Source organism: Burkholderia sp. MBR-1, assembly GCF_013822785.1.
GTDB lineage: Bacteria > Pseudomonadota > Gammaproteobacteria > Burkholderiales > Burkholderiaceae > Burkholderia > Burkholderia vietnamiensis.
Genome location: NZ_CP053609.1, coordinates 648944 through 668510, shown reverse-complemented (window position 1 = coordinate 668510; position 19567 = coordinate 648944). Strand labels below are relative to the sequence as shown.

The 19567-nt window shown below is 69.1% G+C and carries 21 protein-coding genes; 15 read left to right on the top strand and 6 right to left on the bottom strand.

The genetic code is table 11. The features are described 5' to 3' along the window. Positions 1-178: 178 nt before the first annotated feature. The 5 genes from MBR110_RS03135 to MBR110_RS03115 all read left to right on the top strand — a co-directional run bounded on the left by MBR110_RS03135 (position 179) and on the right by MBR110_RS03115 (position 5996). On the top strand, positions 179-2020 hold the full coding sequence (locus MBR110_RS03135; protein ID WP_059622198.1) for an EAL domain-containing protein: 1842 nt from the start codon (positions 179-181) through the stop codon (positions 2018-2020). A gap of 424 nt (positions 2021-2444) precedes the next feature. Further along, positions 2445-3464: a LacI family DNA-binding transcriptional regulator gene (locus tag MBR110_RS03130; RefSeq protein ID WP_014723774.1), complete on the top strand. Its 1020-nt coding sequence runs from the start codon at positions 2445-2447 to the stop codon at positions 3462-3464. Next, positions 3461-4741 (top strand): AGE family epimerase/isomerase, encoded by a 1281-nt coding sequence (locus tag MBR110_RS03125; RefSeq protein ID WP_041493907.1) that lies wholly within the window; start codon positions 3461-3463, stop codon positions 4739-4741. The genes MBR110_RS03130 and MBR110_RS03125 overlap by 4 nt, the downstream gene beginning before the upstream one ends. Continuing rightward, entirely contained in the window at positions 4738-5646 is a 909-nt protein-coding gene (locus MBR110_RS03120) for a carbohydrate kinase family protein (RefSeq protein ID WP_011886215.1), read from the top strand. Before MBR110_RS03125 ends, MBR110_RS03120 begins: the two co-directional genes overlap by 4 nt. A gap of 128 nt (positions 5647-5774) precedes the next feature. After that, positions 5775-5996 (top strand): hypothetical protein, encoded by a 222-nt coding sequence (locus tag MBR110_RS03115; RefSeq protein WP_011886216.1) that lies wholly within the window; start codon positions 5775-5777, stop codon positions 5994-5996. A gap of 134 nt (positions 5997-6130) precedes the next feature. Here MBR110_RS03115 and MBR110_RS03110 read toward each other — a convergent pair whose 3' ends face one another. Together MBR110_RS03110 and MBR110_RS03105 are read right to left on the bottom strand one after the other, a co-directional pair. Beyond that, entirely contained in the window at positions 6131-6325 is a 195-nt protein-coding gene (locus MBR110_RS03110; RefSeq protein WP_011886217.1) for a DUF2905 domain-containing protein, read from the bottom strand. Positions 6326-6337: 12 nt separating this feature from the next. Beyond that, positions 6338-7528, bottom strand: coding sequence for a class I SAM-dependent methyltransferase (locus MBR110_RS03105; protein ID WP_046424082.1), 1191 nt, complete (start codon positions 7526-7528; stop codon positions 6338-6340). Between the two features lie 13 nt (positions 7529-7541). On the opposite strand from MBR110_RS03105, the gene MBR110_RS03100 reads away from it, so the two are divergent. From MBR110_RS03100 to MBR110_RS03070, 7 genes are all read left to right on the top strand, one after another. Beyond that, positions 7542-8285, top strand: a complete 744-nt coding sequence (locus MBR110_RS03100) for an SDR family oxidoreductase (protein WP_014723779.1) — start codon at positions 7542-7544, stop codon at positions 8283-8285. A gap of 79 nt (positions 8286-8364) precedes the next feature. Next, positions 8365-8769: a dihydroneopterin aldolase gene (locus MBR110_RS03095; RefSeq protein WP_034192505.1), complete on the top strand. Its 405-nt coding sequence runs from the start codon at positions 8365-8367 to the stop codon at positions 8767-8769. Continuing rightward, on the top strand, positions 8766-9779 hold the full coding sequence (ttcA, locus tag MBR110_RS03090; RefSeq protein WP_034192504.1) for a tRNA 2-thiocytidine(32) synthetase TtcA: 1014 nt from the start codon (positions 8766-8768) through the stop codon (positions 9777-9779). The genes MBR110_RS03095 and ttcA overlap by 4 nt, the downstream gene beginning before the upstream one ends. Before the next feature lie 135 nt (positions 9780-9914). Next, positions 9915-11276, top strand: coding sequence for a bifunctional UDP-N-acetylglucosamine diphosphorylase/glucosamine-1-phosphate N-acetyltransferase GlmU (gene glmU / locus MBR110_RS03085; protein ID WP_034192503.1), 1362 nt, complete (start codon positions 9915-9917; stop codon positions 11274-11276). 57 nt (positions 11277-11333) lie between these two features. Beyond that, positions 11334-13151, top strand: a complete 1818-nt coding sequence (glmS, locus tag MBR110_RS03080) for a glutamine--fructose-6-phosphate transaminase (isomerizing) (RefSeq protein ID WP_181709160.1) — start codon at positions 11334-11336, stop codon at positions 13149-13151. A 50-nt stretch (positions 13152-13201) separates the two neighbouring features. Then, positions 13202-13678, top strand: a complete 477-nt coding sequence (locus MBR110_RS03075) for a hypothetical protein (RefSeq protein ID WP_011886224.1) — start codon at positions 13202-13204, stop codon at positions 13676-13678. Further along, on the top strand, positions 13678-13896 hold the full coding sequence (locus MBR110_RS03070; RefSeq protein WP_011886225.1) for a hypothetical protein: 219 nt from the start codon (positions 13678-13680) through the stop codon (positions 13894-13896). Before MBR110_RS03075 ends, MBR110_RS03070 begins: the two co-directional genes overlap by 1 nt. Positions 13897-13968: 72 nt before the next feature. Here the strand turns inward: MBR110_RS03070 and MBR110_RS03065 are convergent, their stop codons facing one another. Then, the gene (locus MBR110_RS03065) at positions 13969-14805 is read right to left on the bottom strand and encodes an FTR1 family iron permease (protein WP_011886226.1); all 837 of its coding nucleotides are present in this window, start codon (positions 14803-14805) and stop codon (positions 13969-13971) included. Between the two features lie 12 nt (positions 14806-14817). Continuing rightward, positions 14818-15150 (bottom strand): cupredoxin domain-containing protein, encoded by a 333-nt coding sequence (locus MBR110_RS03060; protein ID WP_011886227.1) that lies wholly within the window; start codon positions 15148-15150, stop codon positions 14818-14820. A 306-nt stretch (positions 15151-15456) separates the two neighbouring features. Here MBR110_RS03060 and MBR110_RS03055 point away from each other — a divergent pair, with 306 nt between their 5' ends. Then, a complete protein-coding gene (locus tag MBR110_RS03055) occupies positions 15457-15657 on the top strand; it encodes a heavy-metal-associated domain-containing protein (RefSeq protein ID WP_011886228.1) in 201 nt (66 codons plus the stop codon). A gap of 49 nt (positions 15658-15706) precedes the next feature. On the opposite strand, the gene MBR110_RS03050 is transcribed toward MBR110_RS03055, so the two are convergent. After that, positions 15707-17197 carry an aldehyde dehydrogenase gene (locus MBR110_RS03050; RefSeq protein WP_014723787.1) on the bottom strand — a complete coding sequence of 497 codons (1491 nt, stop codon included), beginning with the start codon at positions 17195-17197 and terminating at the stop codon, positions 15707-15709. Between the two features lie 83 nt (positions 17198-17280). Continuing rightward, a complete protein-coding gene (locus MBR110_RS03045) occupies positions 17281-17832 on the bottom strand; it encodes a cupin domain-containing protein (RefSeq protein WP_011886230.1) in 552 nt (183 codons plus the stop codon). 414 nt (positions 17833-18246) lie between these two features. Here MBR110_RS03045 and MBR110_RS32020 point away from each other — a divergent pair, with 414 nt between their 5' ends. Then, positions 18247-18471 (top strand): hypothetical protein, encoded by a 225-nt coding sequence (locus MBR110_RS32020; protein ID WP_011886231.1) that lies wholly within the window; start codon positions 18247-18249, stop codon positions 18469-18471. Positions 18472-18753: 282 nt separating this feature from the next. Next, the gene (locus MBR110_RS03040) at positions 18754-19539 is read left to right on the top strand and encodes a gamma-glutamyl-gamma-aminobutyrate hydrolase family protein (RefSeq protein ID WP_181709159.1); all 786 of its coding nucleotides are present in this window, start codon (positions 18754-18756) and stop codon (positions 19537-19539) included. The last annotated feature ends 28 nt before the right edge of the window (positions 19540-19567 follow it).

Sequence of the window (19567 nt, the reverse complement as noted above, 5' to 3'; positions counted from 1 at the left end):
TGTGGGTTTTGCGGTCCCGGCTCGCTCTCGCTTGCGGCTGCTCGCCTGCGCGCCGTGTCCTCTTCGCCGCTCGCCGCACACCGACGCACCATCCTCGTGCATCAGGTCACGAAATCTTCACTCAATTGTCCGCGCGAGTTGCCGTTAAAGTCTGGCGTACCCTCGCTTCAGCCCGCCCATGCCTCCGCCCTCTTCCGGCTCCGCTGCCGCCGTCACCACGCGCCTGATCGCGGAGCGCGCGCTCGCCGCCGTATTCCAGCCGATCGTCGATCTCGCGTCGGGCACCGTCGTCGGCTACGAAGGGCTGATCCGCGGCCCGCGCGGCACCGATCTCGAAGCGCCGAACGCGCTGTTCGCGCAGGCCGCCCGCGACGGCGCCACCATCGCGCTCGAACAGGCGGCCGCGCTCACCTGCATCGACGCGTTCGCGGCGCTCGGCTGCGACGGCAAACTGTTCCTCAACTTCAGTGCGCGCACGATCGTGCAGCTCGCGCGCGAACGCGAGCGCGCGCGGCAGCTGCTCGCCCGCGCGGGCGTGTCCGCCGAGCGCATCGTGATCGAGCTCACCGAGCAGGCGACGATGCCCGACATCGCGCGCATCGGGCCGGCGGTCGAGACGCTGCGCGATGCGGGCATCCAGTTCGCGCTCGACGATTACGGCACCGCCAACGCGAGCATGAACCTGTGGCTGCGCCTGCATCCCGACGTCGTGAAGATCGACCGCTTCTTCATTCACGACATCGCGCGCGATCCGCTCAAGTTCGAGGCGGTCCGGGCGATGCAGCATTTCGCGCAAGCAAGCGGCGCGAAGCTGATCGCGGAAGGGATCGAGAACGAAAGCGACCTGACCGTCGTGCGCGACATCGGAATCTGCTGCGTGCAGGGCTTCCTGCTCGGCCGGCCGAGCGCGCGCCCGTCGGCGCTGCTCGCGCCGGCCGCCCGCGACGCGATTCATACGCCGCACATCGCGGTGTTTCCCGGCGCGACGCGCAGCGTGCGTCCAGCCGCGACGATTGCGGCGAAGATGCTGGTGCCCGCGCCGGCGCTGCCGCGCGACGCGACCAACAACGACGTGCTCGATCTGTTCAACCGGATGCCCGGCCTGCACGCGGTCGCGCTCGTCGAAGCCAGCCGGCCGGTCGCGCTGGTGAACCGGCACGGCTTCATCGACCGCTTCGCGCTGCCGTATCACCGCGAGGTGTTCGGCAAGAAGCCGTGTCTGCAGTTCGCGAACGATGCGCCGCTGATGATCGACAACGCGACGACGGTCGAGCAGCTCGCGATGCTGCTCGCGCGCCACGACCAGCGCTATCTGGCGGACGGCTTCGTGATCACCGAACACGGCCGCTACGTCGGGCTCGGCACCGGCGAGAGCCTGGTGCGCGCGGTGACCGAGATGCGCATCGAGGCCGCGCGCTACGCGAATCCGCTGACGTTCCTGCCGGGCAACATCCCGATCAGCGCGCATATCGACCGCCTGCTCGCGCGCGACGCCGGCTTCCACGCGTGCTACGTCGACCTGAACCAGTTCAAGCCGTTCAACGACCAGTACGGCTACTGGCAGGGCGACGAAGTGCTGAAGTTCGCCGCGACGGTGCTGGCCGGCGTGTGCGATCCGCAGCGCGACTTTCTCGGGCACGTCGGCGGCGACGATTTCCTGGTGCTGTTCCAGCGCGACGACTGGCAGGCGCGCGCGACCGAGGCGATCGCGCGCTTCAACGAAGGCGCGCTGCGCTTCTATACGCAGGCCGACCGGCTGGCGGGCGGGCTGCGCGGCGAGGACCGCCACGGCAACGCCGCGTTCTTCGGCTTCGTGACGATGGCGATCGGCGCGGTCGGCGTGCCGGCCGGCGCCAACGACGCGATGCGCTACGGCAGCGACGAGATCGCGTCGGTCGCCGCGCTCGCGAAGCGACGCGCGAAGCAGCAGCCGGGCGGACTCGCGGTCGTCGACCTCGACGCCGGCCGCGCCGCGCTGCGCGAGCGCGGCGAGCCGCCGCGCGCCGCGGTGGCCTGCTGAACGACGGGCGGAGACCGGCGGGGCGGGCGGTTGGCGGGATCGGGTAGCCGGCGCGCGCGTCGTACGCTTGCGCTCGCTCTCGTTCGCTTCATTCGCCTCGTCCGGCCCCGTCCGCTTCGTTCGCCGCGTCCGCTTCGTTCGTCTCATTCGCCCGCGCTCGCCCCCGCCACCGCGCCGCGCCGCGCCCCTTCTCTGGCCGCCGCTCCCATGAGCAACTTCACGCCGACCACCCGCGCACCGCAACACCGCCCCACACCAACCTTGCCTTTCCCGCGTTTTGTTTAGTATTTTTAGTTACGTCGTTTTCGCAGATTAGCAACCTAAAAACCCGTTATTTCCGGGTATTCCCCGGTTATCCGGCCCGAATTGCGCCCGGATTTTTACTATACAATCGCCTTCACCCTAAACAAACCGGACCCGAACGATGGGCACCACCATTCGCGACGTGGCGCGGGCGGCAGAGGTCTCGATCGGCACCGTCTCGCGCGCGCTGAAAAACCAGCCCGGCCTGTCCGAGGCCACGCGCGCGCGCATCGTCGAAATCGCGCACCGGCTCGGCTACGACCAGGCGCAGTTGCGGCCGCGCATCCGCCGGCTCACCTTCCTGCTGCATCGCCAGCACAACCGCTTTCCCGCGAGCCCGTTCTTCTCGCACGTGCTGCATGGCGTCGAAGACGCCTGTCGCGAACGCGGCATCGTGCCCACGCTGCTCACGGTCGGTCCGAACGACGACGTGCTGCGCCAGATGCGTCCGCACGCGCCCGACGCGATCGCGGTGGCCGGCTTCATCGAGCCCGAGACGATCGAGGCGCTCGCGGCGACCGGCCGGCCGCTCGTGCTGATCGACCTGTGGGCGCCCGGCCTGCGTTCGGTGAACATCGACAACGCGACCGGCGCCGCGCTCGCGATGCGCCACCTGCTCGCCACCGGCCGCTCGCGCATCGCGTTCATCGGCGGCTCGGCCGCGCACTACAGCATCGCGCAGCGCGCGATCGGCTATCGGCGCGCGTTCTTCGAGGCCGGCAAGCTGTTCGATCCCGCCTACGAAGTGACGATCGACGCCGGCCTCGACCCCGACACCGGCGCCGCGCGCGCGATGGAGCAACTGCTCGACGCGCCCGGCCCGCGCCCCGACGCGGTGTTCGCGTACAACGACGCCGCCGCGCTCGCCGCGCAGCGCGTCTGCATCGCGCGCGGCCTGCGGATTCCGCAGGACATCGCGATCGTCGGCTTCGACGACATCCCGGCCGCCGCGCACGCGAACCCGCCGCTCACGACGCTCGCCGTCGACAAGGAGGCGCTCGGCCGCCGCGGCGTCGAACTGCTGCTCGCGGAAGCGCCCGAGCACACCGAGATCTCCCTGCCCGTCGAGCTGATCGTGCGGGCCAGCAGCCAGCCCGCCGGCTCACCGGCACTCGATACCGCCACGGTCCACGAATCATGAACATGCCTCCGGTCCAACCCACTCCGGCCGCGCCGGCCGGTCACGCGCAAGCGGCGCCGTTCGTCGCGAGCTTCCGCGATCCGTCGTTCCTGCTGTCGCACGTCGAGGACACGCTGCGCTTCTACGCGGCGAACGCGTTCGACCCGACGGGCGGCTTCCACCACTATTTCCGCGACGACGGCAGCATTTACAACCCCACGTCGCGGCATCTGGTGAGCAGCTGCCGGTTCGTCTACAACTACGCGATGGCTTACCGGCATTTCGGCGATACGCGCCACCTCGACTACGCGCGCCACGGCCTGCGCTTCCTGCGCGACGCGCACTGGGACGACGCGCTGCAGGGCTACGACTGGGAACTCGAGTGGCGCGACGGCCGCAAGCAGGCCACGCTCGACGCCACGCGCCACTGCTACGGGCTCGCGTTCGTGCTGCTCGCCGCCGCGCATGCGACGATGGCGGGCATCGACGAAGCCCGCGCGCTGATCGCATCGACCTTCGAGCTCGCCGAGCACCGCTTCTGGGACGCCGCCGCCGGCCTCTACGCCGACGACGCGACGCCGAACTGGCACGTATCGTCGTACCGCGGCCAGAACGCGAACATGCACATGACCGAAGCGCTGCTCGCCGCGTACGAGGCGACCGGCCATCTCACGTATCTGGATCGCGCGGAAAAGGTCGCGAGCCACATCACGCAGCGCCAGGCGGCGCTGTCGGGCGGCCTCGTGTGGGAGCACTTCCATGCGGACTGGTCGGTCGACTGGGACTACAACAAGGAAGACAGCTCGAACATCTTCCGGCCGTGGGGCTTCCAGCCCGGCCACCAGACCGAATGGGCGAAGCTGCTGCTGATCCTCGAGCGCCACCGCCCGCTCGACTGGCTGGTGCCGCGCGCGACCGAGCTGTTCGACGCGGCGCTCGCGCACGCGTGGGACGCCGATCACGGCGGCCTCTGCTACGGCTTCGGCCCCGACTTCACGATCTGCGATCACAACAAGTATTTCTGGGTGCAGGCGGAGACCTTCGCGGCGGCCGCGATGCTCGGCGCGCGCACCGGCAGCGAGCGTTTCTGGGACTGGTACGACGAGATCTGGCGCTACAGCTGGGCGCACTTCGTCGATCACCGCTACGGCGCGTGGTACCGCATCCTCACCTGCGACAACCGCAAGTACAGCGACGAGAAGAGCCCGGCCGGCAAGACCGACTATCACACGATGGGCGCGTGCTACGACGTGCTCGCGACCCTGGCGCGCGCGGCGCGCAGCGAGACGACGCAATGAGCGGCGGCACCTTCCCGGCTTTCGTGTCGGCGGGCGACATCCTGACCGACATGGTGCGCGCAGGCGACGCGCAATGGACCTCGGTGCCGGGCGGCGCCGGCTGGAACGTGGCGCGCGCGGTCGCGCGGCTCGGCTTGCCGAGCGCGCTGGCCGGCGCGATCGGCGAGGACTGCTTCTCCGACGTGCTGTGGCGCGCGAGCGAGGCCGCCGGCCTCGACCTGCGGTTCCTGCAGCGCGTGCCGCGTGCGCCGCTGCTCGCGATCGTGCACGAGACGCGCCCGCCCGCGTACTTCTTCATCGGCGACGCGAGCGCGGACCTCGCGTTCGATCCCGCGCGGCTGCCGCAGGGCTGGGCCGAGCACGTGAAGTGGGCACACTTCGGCTGCATCAGCCTGGTGCGCGAGCCGCTCGCGAGCACGCTGGTCGCGCTGGCGGCGCAGCTGCACGCGCGCGGCGTGAAGATCAGCTTCGATCCGAACTACCGCAACCTGATGACGGCCGCGTATCGGCCGACGCTCGAGAAGATGGCCGGCCTCGCCGACCTGATCAAGGTGTCGGACGAGGACCTGCGCCACCTGTTCGGCGGCGACGGCCCCGACGCGGTCGCCGCCGTGCGCGCGCTGAACCCGCGTGCGGCGGTGTTCGTCACGCGCGGCGCGCAAGCGGCCACGCTCTACGCCGGCGACGACGTGCTCGAGGCAAGCCCGCCGCGCGTCGAAGTGGTCGATACGGTCGGTGCGGGCGACGCGTCGATCGGCGGGATGCTGTTCAGCCTGATGGCCGCGCCGCAGCGTTCGTGGCGCGAGCACCTCGCATTCGCGCTCGCGGCCGGTGCGGCGGCGTGCCGGCATACGGGCGCCCATGCGCCGACGCTCGACGAGGTCGTGGCGCTGCTCGAACGGTGACGCGTGACGGAGCGGACGGGCCGCGAACCGGGCACCGGCGACGCGTCGATCGGTCGCCGTTTCGCGGCGCTGTACATGCTGCGCCGCAGTGCTACGATGAGGCGTCCTACTGCGGGAGAGGCACGATGATGGACACGAACACATTCACGAAAGGCATCTACACGGCCAAGGCGCATACGCACCACGCCGGCAACGGCCAGTTCCAGGGCTACGTGATCCTCGCCCGGGACGACGGCAGCGAGACCGAGAACATGCGCTACGACGTCCATACGACGAGCACGAGCGAGGAAGAGGCATTCGAGGAAGCGATCGCGCTCGCGCACCGGATCCTCGGCGAGATCGAGCTTTGAGATGTGCGCTTTGATCCGCGAGCGTTGATCCTCGGGCTTGAACCTCGAGCTTCGACTCACGCGCCGCAACCAACCCAACCGTCACGCGCGCACCACGACTCCGGCCGTGGCGCGCCGCCGCCGTTGCGGGCCGCTCACAGCAGCCGCGCGACCATCGACAGAAGCATCGTCAGCACCAGCGTCGACATGAACGGGAACGGGTAGCGCCGGCCTCCCAGTGTGAGCGTGACGTCGCCCGGCAGGCGCCCGACGCCCAGCTTGCCGAGCCACGGCCAGCAACGCGTCAGGATCATCACCGCGACGAACGACGTCATCAGCCAGCGCAGCATCGCCGGCTCCCTTTAGAGCGCGTGCGAGCGGTCGCCGCGCGCAAACGCGTCGAGCGTGCCGTCGATGCCGCGCGAGAAGCCGATCACCTTGAACAGCTCGCCCATTTCCGCTTCCGAAATCAGTTTCTGCACCGCATTGGCGGCCGGCAGGAAGGCGCGGATATCGGACGGATCGATGGCGGCCAGCGCGTCGGTGACGCCCGCGTTCAACAGGAAGCGCGCCTGCGACGTGTAGCCGAGCAGGTCCGCGCCTGTCGCGATGCCGGCTTCGTAGATGCCGGTAAATTCGACGTGCGCGGTGATGTCCTGCAGCCCCGGATACAGGAACGGATCGTCGTGCGCGTGGTGGCGGTAGTGGCACATGAGCGTGCCGCGCTCGCGCTGCGGATGGTAGTACTCGTGCGCCGGAAAGCCGTAGTCGACCAGCAGCACCGCGCCGCGCGCGAGCATCGTGCACACGGTGCGCGTGAACGCGAGCGCGGCTTCGTGCGTCTCGGTCACGTAGCCGTCGCCGACGTCGAGCGTCGCGAGCACCGCCGGCACGCCGGCCGCGCCCGCCGGGCGGTCTTCGAACACGAACGCGTGCCGCGCGTCGAGCGCGACGCCGCGCTCGAGCCACGTGTCGCCCGCCTTCGCGAACAGGCGCACCGGCATCGCGTCGAGCACCTCGTTGCCGACCACGACGCCGTCGAAGCGCTCCGGCAGCGCGTCGAGCCAGCGCACCTTGCCGGCGAGCGCCGGCGCGGCGGCCGCGATCGTCTCGCGCTGCCGCTCGCGCAGCTCGCCGGACAGATCCACGATCAGGTATTCGTCGAGTTCGACGCCGAGCGCGTCGAGCGCCGCGAGCAGCCCGGCCGCGAGCTTGCCGGTGCCCGCGCCGAATTCCATCACGCGACGCGTGCCGCTCGCCGCGAGCGCGTCCGCGACCGGATTCGCGAGCGTCTGCGCGAACAGCGGCGACAGCTCGGGGGCCGTCACGAAGTCGCTGCCGTCGTCGGCGCGGCGGCCGAACTTGCGCGCGCCGCCGCTGTAATAGCCGAGGCCGGGCGCATACAGCGCGCGCTCCATGAAGCGATCGAACGGCAGCCAGCCGCCGGCCGCCGCGATCTCGTCGCGCAGTTGCGCGGCAAGGGTTTCGGACTGCGCGAGCGCGTCGGGGCCGGGAGCAGGTAAACTAGCGGGTTCGTGAGCTTTCGGGTTCATCCCGGCATTGTAAATGACCGTTTCAGCCGATACGTCGCCCCCGCGCATCGCGCTCGTCGCCGGCGCGCTCGGCAGCGCGGCCGACGCCGCAACGCTCGGCCGTGCGCTCGCGACGCAATTCGCGCAGCGCGGCTGGGACGTCGCGCTGCAGCGCAGCCCCGGCGCGCCGCGTGCGGCAGCCGACGCGCTGATCGCCGAAGTCGCCGCGCGCGGCCGCCGCGCGGTCGTGCTCGACGCCGATCTGGCGCGGGAGGCCGACGCCGGCGGGCTGGTCGCCGCGTGCTGCACAGCGCTGGGCCGCCCGGCGTGCGCAGTGTTCGTCAGCGCGTGCGCGGGCGCCGACGACGCGCACACGGCCGACGGCGCGGCGCTGGCCGGCGCGCTCGCGCGCAACGTGACGGCCGCGCTCGCGCTGGCCCGCGCGCTCGCCGACGCGACGCCCGACGCGGCGCGCGACGACGAGGCGCTGCGCGCGTGCGCGATCCACGTGCTCGATCAGGCACTGTTTCACCCGGCGCCCGCGCAGTTCTCGCATGCGCTGATGCAGGCCGCGCTGAACCGCGCGACCGCCGCGCTGGCGCTGTCGCTCGCGCCGAAGGTGCGGGTCGCGGCGCTGGTGCGCGGCCACGCGCCGCAGGCCGACGACATCGCCGCGGCCGCCTGCTATCTGGCGAGCGCGCCCGGCGTCACGGGCGCGACGCTGACCGTCGACGGCGGCGAGCACCTGGTGCCGCCGGACGCCGGCCCGAATGAATGAATCGCGCGCGAGCGCGCGGCCCGCGGGCCGCCGCCCGCGCCGCTTTGCGTGTGCGCACGCCAATTTGACTGGGACGACCATGTTTTCCGCTCTCCTGCACCCCCGCCTCGCGGACTGCCGCAGGCTCTACCTGCGCGACTACGAGGTGCACATCAACATCGGGGCCTTCGAACACGAGAAGCGCGGCGAGCAGCGCGTCGTCATCAACGTCGACCTGTTCGTGCCGCTCGCGCAGTCGACCCCGATCGACGACCGGCTGCATGAAGTCGTCGACTACGATCTGATGAAGCAAAGCGTCGCGCAATGTCTCGCGCGCGGCCACATCCATCTGCAGGAAACGCTGTGCGACGCGATCGCCGCGACCCTGCTGGCGCACGATGCCGTGCGCGCGGTACGCGTCTGTACCGAGAAACCGGACGCCTATCCGGACTGCGACGCCGTCGGCGTCGAAGTCTTTCGCATCAAGGACGAGGAGCGCGCATGAACGCCCCCCAAACGAACGACACGGCGGCCGACGGCGCCGCCACCGAAGCCATCGCCGCCGACTCCGGCCGCCGCGCGCTGACGCGCCGCGAGCAGAAGGAAGCGTACGAAAACAACAAGCTGTTCAAGCGGATCGCGCGCCAGGTCGGCCAGGCGATCGGCGATTACAACATGATCGAGGCCGGCGACAAGGTGATGGTCTGCCTGTCGGGCGGCAAGGACAGTTATGCGATGCTCGACGTGCTGCTGCGCCTGCGCGAGCGCGCGCCGATCGACTTCGACATCGTCGCGGTCAACCTCGACCAGAAGCAGCCGGGCTTCCCCGAGCACGTGCTGCCGGAATACCTGACGCAGATCGGCGTGCCGTTCCACATCGAGAACCAGGACACCTACAGCATCGTCAAGCGGCTCGTGCCGGAGGGCAAGACGACCTGCTCGCTGTGCTCGCGGCTGCGCCGCGGGATCCTGTACCGCGTGGCCGGCGAGCTCGGCGCGACCAAGATCGCGCTCGGCCATCACCGCGACGACATCCTGCAGACGCTGCTGCTGAACATGTTCTACGGCGGCAAGCTGAAGGGGATGCCGCCGAAGCTGCAGTCGGACGACGGCAGGAACGTCGTGATCCGCCCGCTCGCGTACGTGAAGGAAACCGATCTCGAGAAATACGCCGAGCTGCGCGAATTCCCGATCATCCCGTGCAACCTGTGCGGCAGCCAGCCGAACCTGAAGCGCGCGGAAATGAAGGCGCTGATCCGCGAATGGGACAAGCGCTTCCCGGGCCGCGTCGACAACATGTTCAGCGCGCTCGCCAACGTCGTGCCGTCGCACCTGATGGATACCGGCCTGTTCCCGTTCGCGTCGCTGCGCGCGACCGGCGTGGCCGATCCGCTGGGCGACATCGCGTTCGACGAGGAGCCGTGCGCGTCCGGCGATGCCGCGGGCGACGCGGCGGGCAACACGACGAGCGGCGCCGCGCGGCCGATCTCCATCGTCCAGTTCGACGACCTGTAAGCAGGGGCCGGAACGCGCGTCGCGACGGCGCGCGAGCGCCCGTTGCGGCGCTGTCGCCGCGCCGCGACAGGCCCGGGACGCCAGGGGCCGCATGCTAAAATGGACGGCTTCGAACTCCTCTGACAAGCTGGCGCCATGAATATCGTGATTTTGGCGGCAGGCACCGGCAAGCGCATGCGTTCCGCGCTGCCGAAAGTGCTCCATCCCCTGGCCGGCAGGCCGCTCCTCTCCCACGTCATCGCTACCGCGCGCACGCTGCAGCCGTCCCGGCTCGTCGTCGTCGTCGGGCATGGCGCCGAGCAGGTGCAGGCCGCGGTCGCCGCGCCCGACGTGCAGTTCGCGGTGCAGGCCGAGCAGCTCGGCACCGGCCACGCGGTGCGCCAGGCGCTGCCGCTGCTCGATCCCGCGCAACCGACGCTCGTGCTGTACGGCGACGTGCCGCTCACGCGTGCAACGACGCTCAAGCGTCTGGTCGACGCGGCACACGACGGCCGCTACGGGATTCTGACCGTCACGCTCGACGAGCCGACCGGTTACGGCCGAATCGTGCGCGACGCGGCGGGCTTCGTCACGCGCATCGTCGAGCAGAAGGACGCGTCGCCCGAGCAGTTGAAGATCGCCGAGATCAACACCGGCATCATCGTCACGCCGACCGCGCAGCTGTCGATGTGGCTCGGCGCGCTGAAGAACGAGAACGCGCAGGGCGAGTACTACCTGACCGACGTGGTCGAGCTCGCGATCGAGGCCGGCTTCGAGATCGTCACCACGCAGCCCGACGACGACTGGGAAACGCTCGGCGTGAACAGCAAGGCGCAGCTCGCGGAGCTGGAGCGCATCCATCAGCGCAACGTCGCCGATGCGCTGCTCGTCGAAGGCGTCACGCTGGCCGATCCGGCGCGCGTCGACGTGCGCGGCACGCTGCGCTGCGGCCGCGACGTGTCGATCGACGTGAACTGCGTGTTCGAAGGCGACGTGACGCTCGCCGACGACGTGACGGTCGGCCCGAACTGCGTGATCCGCAACGCGTCGATCGGCGCGGGCACGCGCATCGACGCGTTCACGCACATCGACGGCGCCCAGCTCGGCGCGAACACCGTGATCGGCCCGTACGCGCGGCTGCGCCCCGGCGCGCAGCTCGCGGACGAGGCGCACGTCGGCAACTTCGTCGAGGTGAAGAATGCGGTGATCGGCCACGGCTCGAAGGCGAACCACCTGACCTACATCGGCGACGCCGACATCGGCGCGCGCGTGAACATCGGCGCGGGCACGATCACCTGCAACTACGACGGCGCGAACAAGTTCCGCACCGTGATCGAGGACGACGTGTTCGTCGGCTCGGACACGCAGCTCGTCGCGCCGGTGCGCGTCGGCCGGGGCGTGACGATCGCGGCCGGCACGACGGTCTGGAAGGACGTCGCCGAAGGCACGCTCGCATTGAACGAGAAGACGCAGACCGCGAAGAGCGGCTACGTCCGCCCGGTCAAGAAGAAAAGCTGAACACCTATGGCGGGCGCCGGCACGGCGCCCGCTTCGACTTACAGGGATTGACGACTCATGTGCGGCATTGTCGGCGCAGTTGCGCAGCGTAATATCGTTCCGGTGCTGATCGAAGGATTGCGGCGCCTCGAATACCGTGGCTACGATTCGTGCGGCGTCGCCGTGCTCGAACCCGACGCACCGCGCCGCGCACGCAGCGTCGCGCGCGTCGCCGATCTCGACGCTCAGGTCCACGAAGCCCATCTCGAAGGCACGACCGGCGTCGCGCACACGCGCTGGGCCACGCACGGCGCGCCCGTCACGCAGAATGCGCATCCGATCTTCTCGTCGAACGCGCTCGCGCTGGTCCACAACGGCATCATCGAGAACTTCGAGACGCTGCGCGACGCGCTGCGCGCGAAGGGCTACGAGTTCGTGTCGCAGACCGACACCGAAGTGATCGCGCATCTGGTGCACAGCCTGTATCGCGGCGATCTGTTCGAAGCGGTGCGCGAGGCCGTGCAGCAACTGCACGGCGCATACGCGATCGCGGTCACGCACAAGGATCAGCCGCACACCGTCGTCGGCGCGCGCCAGGGCTCGCCGCTCGTGGTCGGCCACGGCGACGGCGAGAACTTCCTCGCGTCCGATGCGCTCGCGCTGGCCGGCAGCACCGACCGCTTCACGTTCCTCGAAGAAGGCGACGTCTGCGAACTGTCGCTCGACGGCGTGAAGATCGTCGATCGCCACGGCGCGCTCGTCGAGCGCGAGACGCGCGTGGTCAGCGCGTACGGCGGCGCGGTCGAGCTCGGCCCCTATCGCCACTTCATGCAGAAGGAAATCTTCGAGCAGCCGCGCGCGATCAGCGACACGGTGCCGCAAACCGAAGCGTTCGAGCCGACGCTGTTCGGCGCGGCGGCAAGCGCCGCGTTCGCGAGCATCGACAGCCTGCTGATCCTCGCGTGCGGCACCAGCTACTACTCGGGCCTCACCGCGAAGTACTGGCTCGAATCGATCGCGAAGATCCCGACCCAGGTCGAGATCGCGAGCGAATACCGCTACCGCGAGTCGGTGCCGAACCCGCGCCAGCTCGTGCTGGTGATCTCGCAGTCGGGCGAGACGGCCGACACGCTCGCGGCGCTCAAGCACGCGCAGTCGCTCGGCCACACGCACACGCTCGCCGTGTGCAACGTCGCGACGAGCGCGATGGTGCGGCTCACCGAGATGCAGTTCCTCACGCACGCGGGCACCGAGATCGGCGTCGCGTCGACCAAGGCGTTCACGACGCAGCTCGTCGCGCTGTTCGTGCTGGCGGCGACGCTCGGCAAGCTGCGCGGGCACGTCGACGCCGCGCAGGAAGCGCAATTCCTGAAGCAGCTGCGCCACCTGCCGGCCGCGCTGAACAGCGTGCTCGCACTCGAGCCGCAGATCATCGCGTGGTCGGAGGAATTCGCGCGCAAGGAAAACGCGCTGTTCCTCGGCCGCGGGCTGCATTACCCGATCGCGCTCGAAGGCGCGCTGAAGCTGAAGGAAATCTCGTACATCCACGCCGAAGCCTATCCGGCCGGCGAGCTGAAGCACGGGCCGCTCGCGCTCGTCACGGAAGCGATGCCGGTCGTCACGGTCGCGCCGAACGATACGCTGCTGGAGAAGCTGAAGTCGAACATGCAGGAAGTGCGCGCGCGCGGCGGCGAGCTGTACGTGTTCGCCGACGCCGACACGCAGATCGTCAACGACGACGGCCTGCACGTGATCCGGATGCCGGAACACTACGGGCAGCTGTCGCCGATCCTGCACGTGGTGCCGCTGCAGCTGCTCGCGTATCACACCGCGTGCGCGCGCGGCACCGACGTCGACAAGCCGCGCAACCTCGCGAAGTCGGTGACGGTGGAATAAGCAATCGGCGCAGCGCAGCCCGGCGCGCCGACGAGACTGACGGAGAGACCATGGTAAGACTGTTTGGATGCGGATTGCTGGCGCTGAGCGTCGCGTCGACGGGCTGGGCGGCCGAGCACTACGTCGAGGTCTGGAACCCGCCCGAGGCGCGCACGCCGGCCGCGCACGCGGCGGATGCCCGTACGCCTACCGCACGTACCGGCGGCAGTGCCGACTCGCATGCCGGCGGCAAGACCGCGGAAAAGCACGCCAGCGCTCAACCGAAGGCTTCCGTCAAGCCGCACAAGCGCCGCGTCGCGCAAGCCGTCAAAGCCACGCCGCATCGACCGCCTGCCGCGGCGGCCGACGCGCCGGCCGCCCCGCGCCCGGTCGCGCAGCCCGCGCCCGGCCGGCTCACCGTGATGCAGCCGGCCGCGCCGGATACGCAGCACGCGCTGGGCTTCTCCGACATCCCGCGGCAATACACGCCGGACGGCAACGTGCTGCGCGTCGGCACCGGCAGCCGCTCCGCGGAGGTGACGCGATAATGGAAGCGCAGACCTATCACGGCTACCAGATCTGGGGCCATGCGATCCTGCAGCAGGACGAGATCCTGCAACCCGAACGGTTCGCGGCGAGCGGCACGATCACGCAGAACAACCGGCTCGTCGAAGCGTCGGGTGTGCTCGGCGTGTTCGATACCGAGGACGAAGCGCGCGAAGCCGGCCTCGAATGGGCCCGCGCGTGGATCGACGGCCATCAGTGAACGGCCCGCACGACGGGCGCATGCAACAAGGGGCGTCGACGACGCCCCTTGTTGCATTCGGATAGCGGAAATTCAGGCCGCGGCGCGCGGCGGCCGCACGGCCGGCTGCGGCCGGCCGACGAGCCGTGCCAGCGCGACGATCGCGACCAGCGTCCCGACGTACGCGGCGATCTGGATGCCGGCCGGACGCGCGGTATAGCCGATCAGCGCATGCAGCGCCTTGCCGACGACGCTCGATTCCTTCAGCAGCCACGACGTGTCCCACACCGCATCGCCCCACGACGGCACGAGGCCCGCGGCGAGCAGAAAGCCCACGCACTGGCTCGCCATCCCGGCCGCGAGCAGCACGATCAGCACGTTGGTGACCGAGAACAGGCGTTTCAGCGGAATCTGCAGCAGGCCCGCGTACATCGCGTAGCCGAGGCCCGCGCCGCCGAGCACGCCGAGCAGGCCGCCGGCGATCATCTGCGGCGTCTGCCCAGGGTCGCCGGCCGCGATGCCGTACAGGAACAGCACGGCCTCCGAGCCTTCGCGCAGCACCGCCGCGCCGACCACGATCGCGAGCCCCGTCAGCGGCCGGCTGCCGGCCGCCACCGCGCGGCCGACCTCGCCCATCTGCAGCGCGATCTCACGGCCGTGCCGGCTCATCCAGATGCAGTGCCACGCCAGCATCAGCGTCGCGACGAACATCACGCCCGCGTTGAAGACTTCCTGCCCCATGCCGGACGCCCACTGCGAGATCGCGTCGGCGAACGCCGCGATCAGGCCCGCGCCGATCACGCCGCCGACGAGCCCGCCGCCGACCCACCAGCCGCGGCGCGGCACGCCCTTCGTGGCGGCCATCACGATCGACACGACGAGCGCGGCCTCGAGCACTTCACGGAACACGATCAGGGCAGTTGACAGCATGGCGGCGTCCGCTTACTTGACGGTGAGGTGCGTCTTCGACTGCGCTTCGTGATACTCGTCGTGGAACTCGTAAGTCCCGGCCTTCAGCGGCCCGACGAGGATCTCGACCGACTTGCCGGCCGGCACGACCTTCTCCGCCTTGAAGTCGTCGCTCTCGAATTCCGCGGGCGTCGCGTCGAGGTTCTTCACGACGAACTTCACGCGCTTGCCGGCCGGGATCGTCACGCCGTCGGGCGAAAACTTGTGGTCCTTCAACGTCAGGTTGACGACGTCGTCGGCGGCGAATGCGGAGCTGGCCGATGCGCCGAGCAGGGCGACGGCGAAACCGAGAACGAAACGATTCATGTGCATCATGAGGTGAAATGCCGAAGCGGATTGATATTAAGAGCGATTCGCATTTTCACCCTGGCGTATTCTTAAAGCAATCGGGAAGATCGATGGGTGCGCGCACGTGCCGCACCGCGCCGGGCAACGCGAGCGGCGCGTTTTGGCCCCGTCATCGCACCGTCAATCGGGAAAAATTCGGACGGGCGGAGGCGGTCGATTGGTCTGACTTCACGCTGACGAAAACCCTCGCGCGCCGCTTGACCTTCCCACCATGGCAAGCTTCATGCTGAGCCTACTCGTCAATCGTCAACTCAGGAGAACACGATGGAATTCGAAGTCCAGGACATGACCTGCGGCGGCTGTGCCAATGCGATCACGCGCGCGGTGACGGCCGCCGATCCCGCCGCGAAGCTCGACATCGACGTGGCCGCGAAGACGGTCAAGGTCGAATCGGCGCAGGGCGCCGAACGCGTGCAATCGGTGATCGAGGCCGCGGGCTTCCATCCGACGCTGCGCGCGGCTTGACGCAGACGGGGCGCGGTGGCGGTACGGCGCCGCGCGCCCCGCTCCCACCTCACCGCAACCGGATCAGCGTCGACTTCAGCTCGGTGTACTTCTCGAGCGCATGCAGCGACTTGTCGCGGCCGTTGCCCGACTGCTTGTAGCCGCCGAACGGGAAGTTCATGTCGCCGCCTTCGTCGTAGCAGTTCACCCACACCGTGCCCGCGCGCAGCCGGCGCGACACGTCGTGCGCGGTCGTCAGGTCCGACGTCCAGACGGCGGCCGCGAGCCCGTATTCGGTGTCGTTCGCGATCCGCACGGCCTCGTCGACATCGTCGAACACGATCACCGACAGCACCGGCCCGAAGATCTCCTCGCGCGCGATCTTCGCGTCGGGCTTCACTTCGAACACGGTCGGCTCGACGTAGAAGCCGCCCGTCTCCTGCCGCACGCGCGCGCCGCCGGTGACCAGCGTGCCCTCGCTGCGCCCCGCTTCGATGTAGCCGAGCACACGCTCGAGCTGGATGCCGTCGACGATCGCGCCCATCGACACCGACGGATCGAGCGGATTGCCCGGCACGTACGCACGCGCGGCCGCGACCAGCTTCTCGATGAACGCGTCCTTGATGTCGCGATGCACGAGCAGGCGCGAGCCGGCCGTGCACATCTCGCCCATGTTGTAGAAGATCGCGCCCGCGGCGGCCTGCGCGGCGCGCTCGAGATCCGGACAATCGGGCAGCACGATGTTCGGCGACTTGCCGCCGAGCTCGAGCCACGCGCGCTTGAGGTTCGACTGCGCGGCGTACTGCATGATCAGCTTGCCCACCGCGGTCGAGCCGGTGAACGCGATGCAGTCGACGTCGCGATGCAGCGCGAGCAGCTTGCCCGGCTCGCCCGCGCCCGGCACGACGTTGAACACGCCGGCCGGGATGCCGGCCTCGTACGCGAGCTGCGCGACCCGGATCGCGGTCAGCGGCGATTTCTCCGACGGCTTCAGCACGACGCTGTTGCCGGCCGCGAGCGCCGGCCCGAACTTCCACGCGGCCATCAGGATCGGGAAATTCCACGGCACGACGGCCGCGACCACGCCGACCGGCTCGCGCGTGACGAGACCCACCAGATGATGATCGGCCGGCGCGACCTCGCCGCCGACCTTGTCGATCGCTTCGGCGAACCACTCGACGCAATACGCGGCGCCCGGCACGTCGACCGTCGTCGTGTCGCCGATCGGCTTGCCCGCATCGAGCGTCTCGAGCAGCGCGAGTTCGTCGAGATGCGTGCGCATCAGCGCGGCCCAGCGCAGCAGCACGGCCTTGCGCGCGCGCGGGTTCAGCCCGGCCCACACGCCGGCGTCGAACGCGCGCCGCGCGGCCGCGACGGCCGCGTTCACGTCGGCTTCGCCGCAGTCGGCCACCTTCGCGAGCACGCGGCCGTCGATCGGGCTCACGCAGTCGAACGTCTTGCCGCCATGCGCGTCGCGCGACGCGCCGTCGATGAATGCGCGCCCTTCGATCCGGAGCGACGCCGCCTTGTCCTGCCAGTCAGCCAAAGTCAACTTGTTCATCAGGATTTCTCATTGTTTGGCATTCGCGCTGCGGCACGCCGCGCAACGGCAACGCTGCCGGCGGCGAATGCGGTGATGCGCGGTCAGAAGGTGGCCGGCGAATTGGCCGACACGACCTCGCAGAGCTGCTCCGCGCTGGGATTGCGAAAACGGTGCGGCAAACGGCTTTCGAAGTAGTAGCCGTCCCCGGGATCGAGCAGCCAGGTCTCGCCGTCGACGGTCAGCTCGAGCCGCCCCGACACGACGACGCCGCCCTCGTGCCCCGCATGCGCGAGCATCTCCGCGCCGGTGTCGGCGAGCGGCTGATAGATCTCGCGCATGATGCACATGTTGCGATCCTTCACGCCCGCGCCGACGAGATGAAACGCGAGCGCGTCGTTGCCGAGGTTCGGCATCTGATCGCGACGCGACACGACCGAGCGCGACTCGACCAGTTCGAACGTGAAGAACTCGGCGAGACTCATCGGAATACATTCGAGCAGCTTCTTCAGCGAGCCGACCGACGGGCTCACGCGCCCCTGTTCGATCAGCGAGATCGCGCCGTTGGTCACGCCCGCGCGCTTTGCGAGCTCGCGCTGCGACAGGCCATGCTTGTTGCGCACGAAACGCAGACGCTCGGCGACTTCAGTGGACATCGATTCGGTTTCGGACACGATAGGAGTGCGGGAAAAAAGTGAAGCGACGCATTGGCTGCCGTTGAATATTCTAATCACTTTATCGCCCGGATCAGCGGGGAAAACCCTGAAAGGCGTTCGAAATAATGAACAGCGAGCGGGTCATTCCATTTAAGAATCTTTTATTCGGAATGCCTCGGGAAAGCCCTGACACGACACCGACAAAAAACATTTGACGGCGTTTTTGGCTCGTATATGCTGGCTCTCAGGTCAGCGTCATTCGTCGATCATCCGCACCAAAAGCGTTATCGCAACGCAAAAACCGGTGCAGTTCGACGTCAATGATGCGGATCGGGCACCTCGATTATTTTAAACGCCTCGCGCGCCGAAACGATCAGGTGTTCAATACTTTCAACAACCCAGTCGAGTGTAATCGTGAGAGTCCGTGGCCCTCTGGTGAGGTGGGATCGACGCGATGCGCGAAGTTCGCGCAGCGCCGGACCCGCTTCCGATGGCAGTTGCGGCTGGCATAGTCCTCGCCTGCTGCACCTGTCGATCTACACCATCCTGTCCCGTCGTTCCGTTCGGCGTCACAACGCTGTTTCCGCACGTGCATTCGTGGCCGTCGACACCGACGAAGTCGCGTCGCTGCTGCCGTAGCGCCTCTCCCCTTTTTCGTCGTTCGTTTCTGCTGCCTGCTCGCTAACCGCGCCATCCGCGCGGTGACGGAACGCGTTCGCGCATTCGTTGCTGCGTCGCGTCACGCAGCGAAACGAACGACAGCCTGACCGTCGCGCACAGCACGGGTCGCCAATCGTCCCGTCGTGCCCATTCATCAGCGGCCTCGCGTGTTGCGCGCGGCTGCGGGGCCGTGTCGCGCCTGCGTTCCTGCACGTTCGGGAACCGCGCACGCACACGCCCTACGCACAACTGATAGACGTCATGGAAAGGAAACCTCTCGTCGGCATCACTGCCGACCTCACGCAGATCGGCGCTCACGCGTCGCATACGGTCGGCGACAAGTACGTCGCGGCGATCGTCGACGGCGCGCACGCGCTTGCGATGGTGCTGCCCGCGCTCGGCGATCGCCAGTCGGTGGACGACGTGCTCGCGACGGTCGACGGCCTGCTGTTTACCGGCAGCTACTCGAACGTCGAGCCGCATCGATACGGCGGCGAGCCGAGCGCGCCCGGCACCAAGCACGATCCGGCCCGCGACGCGACGACGCTGCCGCTGCTGCGCGCCGCGCTCGACGCGGGCGTGCCGGTGCTCGCCGTCTGCCGCGGCTTTCAGGAGCTGAACGTCGTCTGCGGCGGCACGCTGCATCAGCGCGTGCACGAAGTGCCGGGCCTCGACGATCACCGCGAGGACGACGACGCGCCGATGGACACGCAGTACGGCCCCGCACACGTCGTGCATCTGACGCCGGGCGGCCTGCTGCACACGCTCGTGGGCGGCCGCGACGACGTCCACGTCAACTCGCTGCACAAGCAAGGCATCGCGCAGCTCGGCGCCGGCCTCGCCGTCGAAGCCGTGGCGCCGGACGGTCTGATCGAAGCCGTCAGCGTCGTCGACGCACCGGCGTTCGCGCTCGCCGTGCAATGGCATCCAGAATGGCGGCACGCGCAGGACCCGCTGTCCACGGCGATCTTCCGCGCGTTCGGCGACGCATGCCGCGCACGCCGCCACGCGCGCACGCAGGCCGCGTGCTCCGCTGCGCTCGCATGAGCGCGCCGACCCACATAACGAGAACGAA

Coding starts and splice junctions, on each gene's coding strand:
- MBR110_RS03125 (WP_041493907.1), top strand. CDS start 3,461: ATGAACATGCCTCCGGTCCAACCCACTCCGGCCGCGCCGGCCGGTCAC.
- glmU (WP_034192503.1), top strand. CDS start 9,915: ATGAATATCGTGATTTTGGCGGCAGGCACCGGCAAGCGCATGCGTTCC.
- MBR110_RS03130 (WP_014723774.1), top strand. CDS start 2,445: ATGGGCACCACCATTCGCGACGTGGCGCGGGCGGCAGAGGTCTCGATC.
- MBR110_RS03135 (WP_059622198.1), top strand. CDS start 179: ATGCCTCCGCCCTCTTCCGGCTCCGCTGCCGCCGTCACCACGCGCCTG.
- MBR110_RS03055 (WP_011886228.1), top strand. CDS start 15,457: ATGGAATTCGAAGTCCAGGACATGACCTGCGGCGGCTGTGCCAATGCG.
- MBR110_RS03105 (WP_046424082.1), bottom strand. CDS start 7,528: ATGAACCCGAAAGCTCACGAACCCGCTAGTTTACCTGCTCCCGGCCCC.
- MBR110_RS03070 (WP_011886225.1), top strand. CDS start 13,678: ATGGAAGCGCAGACCTATCACGGCTACCAGATCTGGGGCCATGCGATC.
- glmS (WP_181709160.1), top strand. CDS start 11,334: ATGTGCGGCATTGTCGGCGCAGTTGCGCAGCGTAATATCGTTCCGGTG.
- MBR110_RS03065 (WP_011886226.1), bottom strand. CDS start 14,805: ATGCTGTCAACTGCCCTGATCGTGTTCCGTGAAGTGCTCGAGGCCGCG.
- ttcA (WP_034192504.1), top strand. CDS start 8,766: ATGAACGCCCCCCAAACGAACGACACGGCGGCCGACGGCGCCGCCACC.
- MBR110_RS03050 (WP_014723787.1), bottom strand. CDS start 17,197: ATGAACAAGTTGACTTTGGCTGACTGGCAGGACAAGGCGGCGTCGCTC.
- MBR110_RS03045 (WP_011886230.1), bottom strand. CDS start 17,832: ATGTCCACTGAAGTCGCCGAGCGTCTGCGTTTCGTGCGCAACAAGCAT.
- MBR110_RS03095 (WP_034192505.1), top strand. CDS start 8,365: ATGTTTTCCGCTCTCCTGCACCCCCGCCTCGCGGACTGCCGCAGGCTC.
- MBR110_RS03110 (WP_011886217.1), bottom strand. CDS start 6,325: ATGCTGCGCTGGCTGATGACGTCGTTCGTCGCGGTGATGATCCTGACG.
- MBR110_RS03075 (WP_011886224.1), top strand. CDS start 13,202: ATGGTAAGACTGTTTGGATGCGGATTGCTGGCGCTGAGCGTCGCGTCG.
- MBR110_RS03115 (WP_011886216.1), top strand. CDS start 5,775: ATGGACACGAACACATTCACGAAAGGCATCTACACGGCCAAGGCGCAT.
- MBR110_RS03060 (WP_011886227.1), bottom strand. CDS start 15,150: ATGAATCGTTTCGTTCTCGGTTTCGCCGTCGCCCTGCTCGGCGCATCG.
- MBR110_RS03100 (WP_014723779.1), top strand. CDS start 7,542: ATGACCGTTTCAGCCGATACGTCGCCCCCGCGCATCGCGCTCGTCGCC.
- MBR110_RS03120 (WP_011886215.1), top strand. CDS start 4,738: ATGAGCGGCGGCACCTTCCCGGCTTTCGTGTCGGCGGGCGACATCCTG.
- MBR110_RS03040 (WP_181709159.1), top strand. CDS start 18,754: ATGGAAAGGAAACCTCTCGTCGGCATCACTGCCGACCTCACGCAGATC.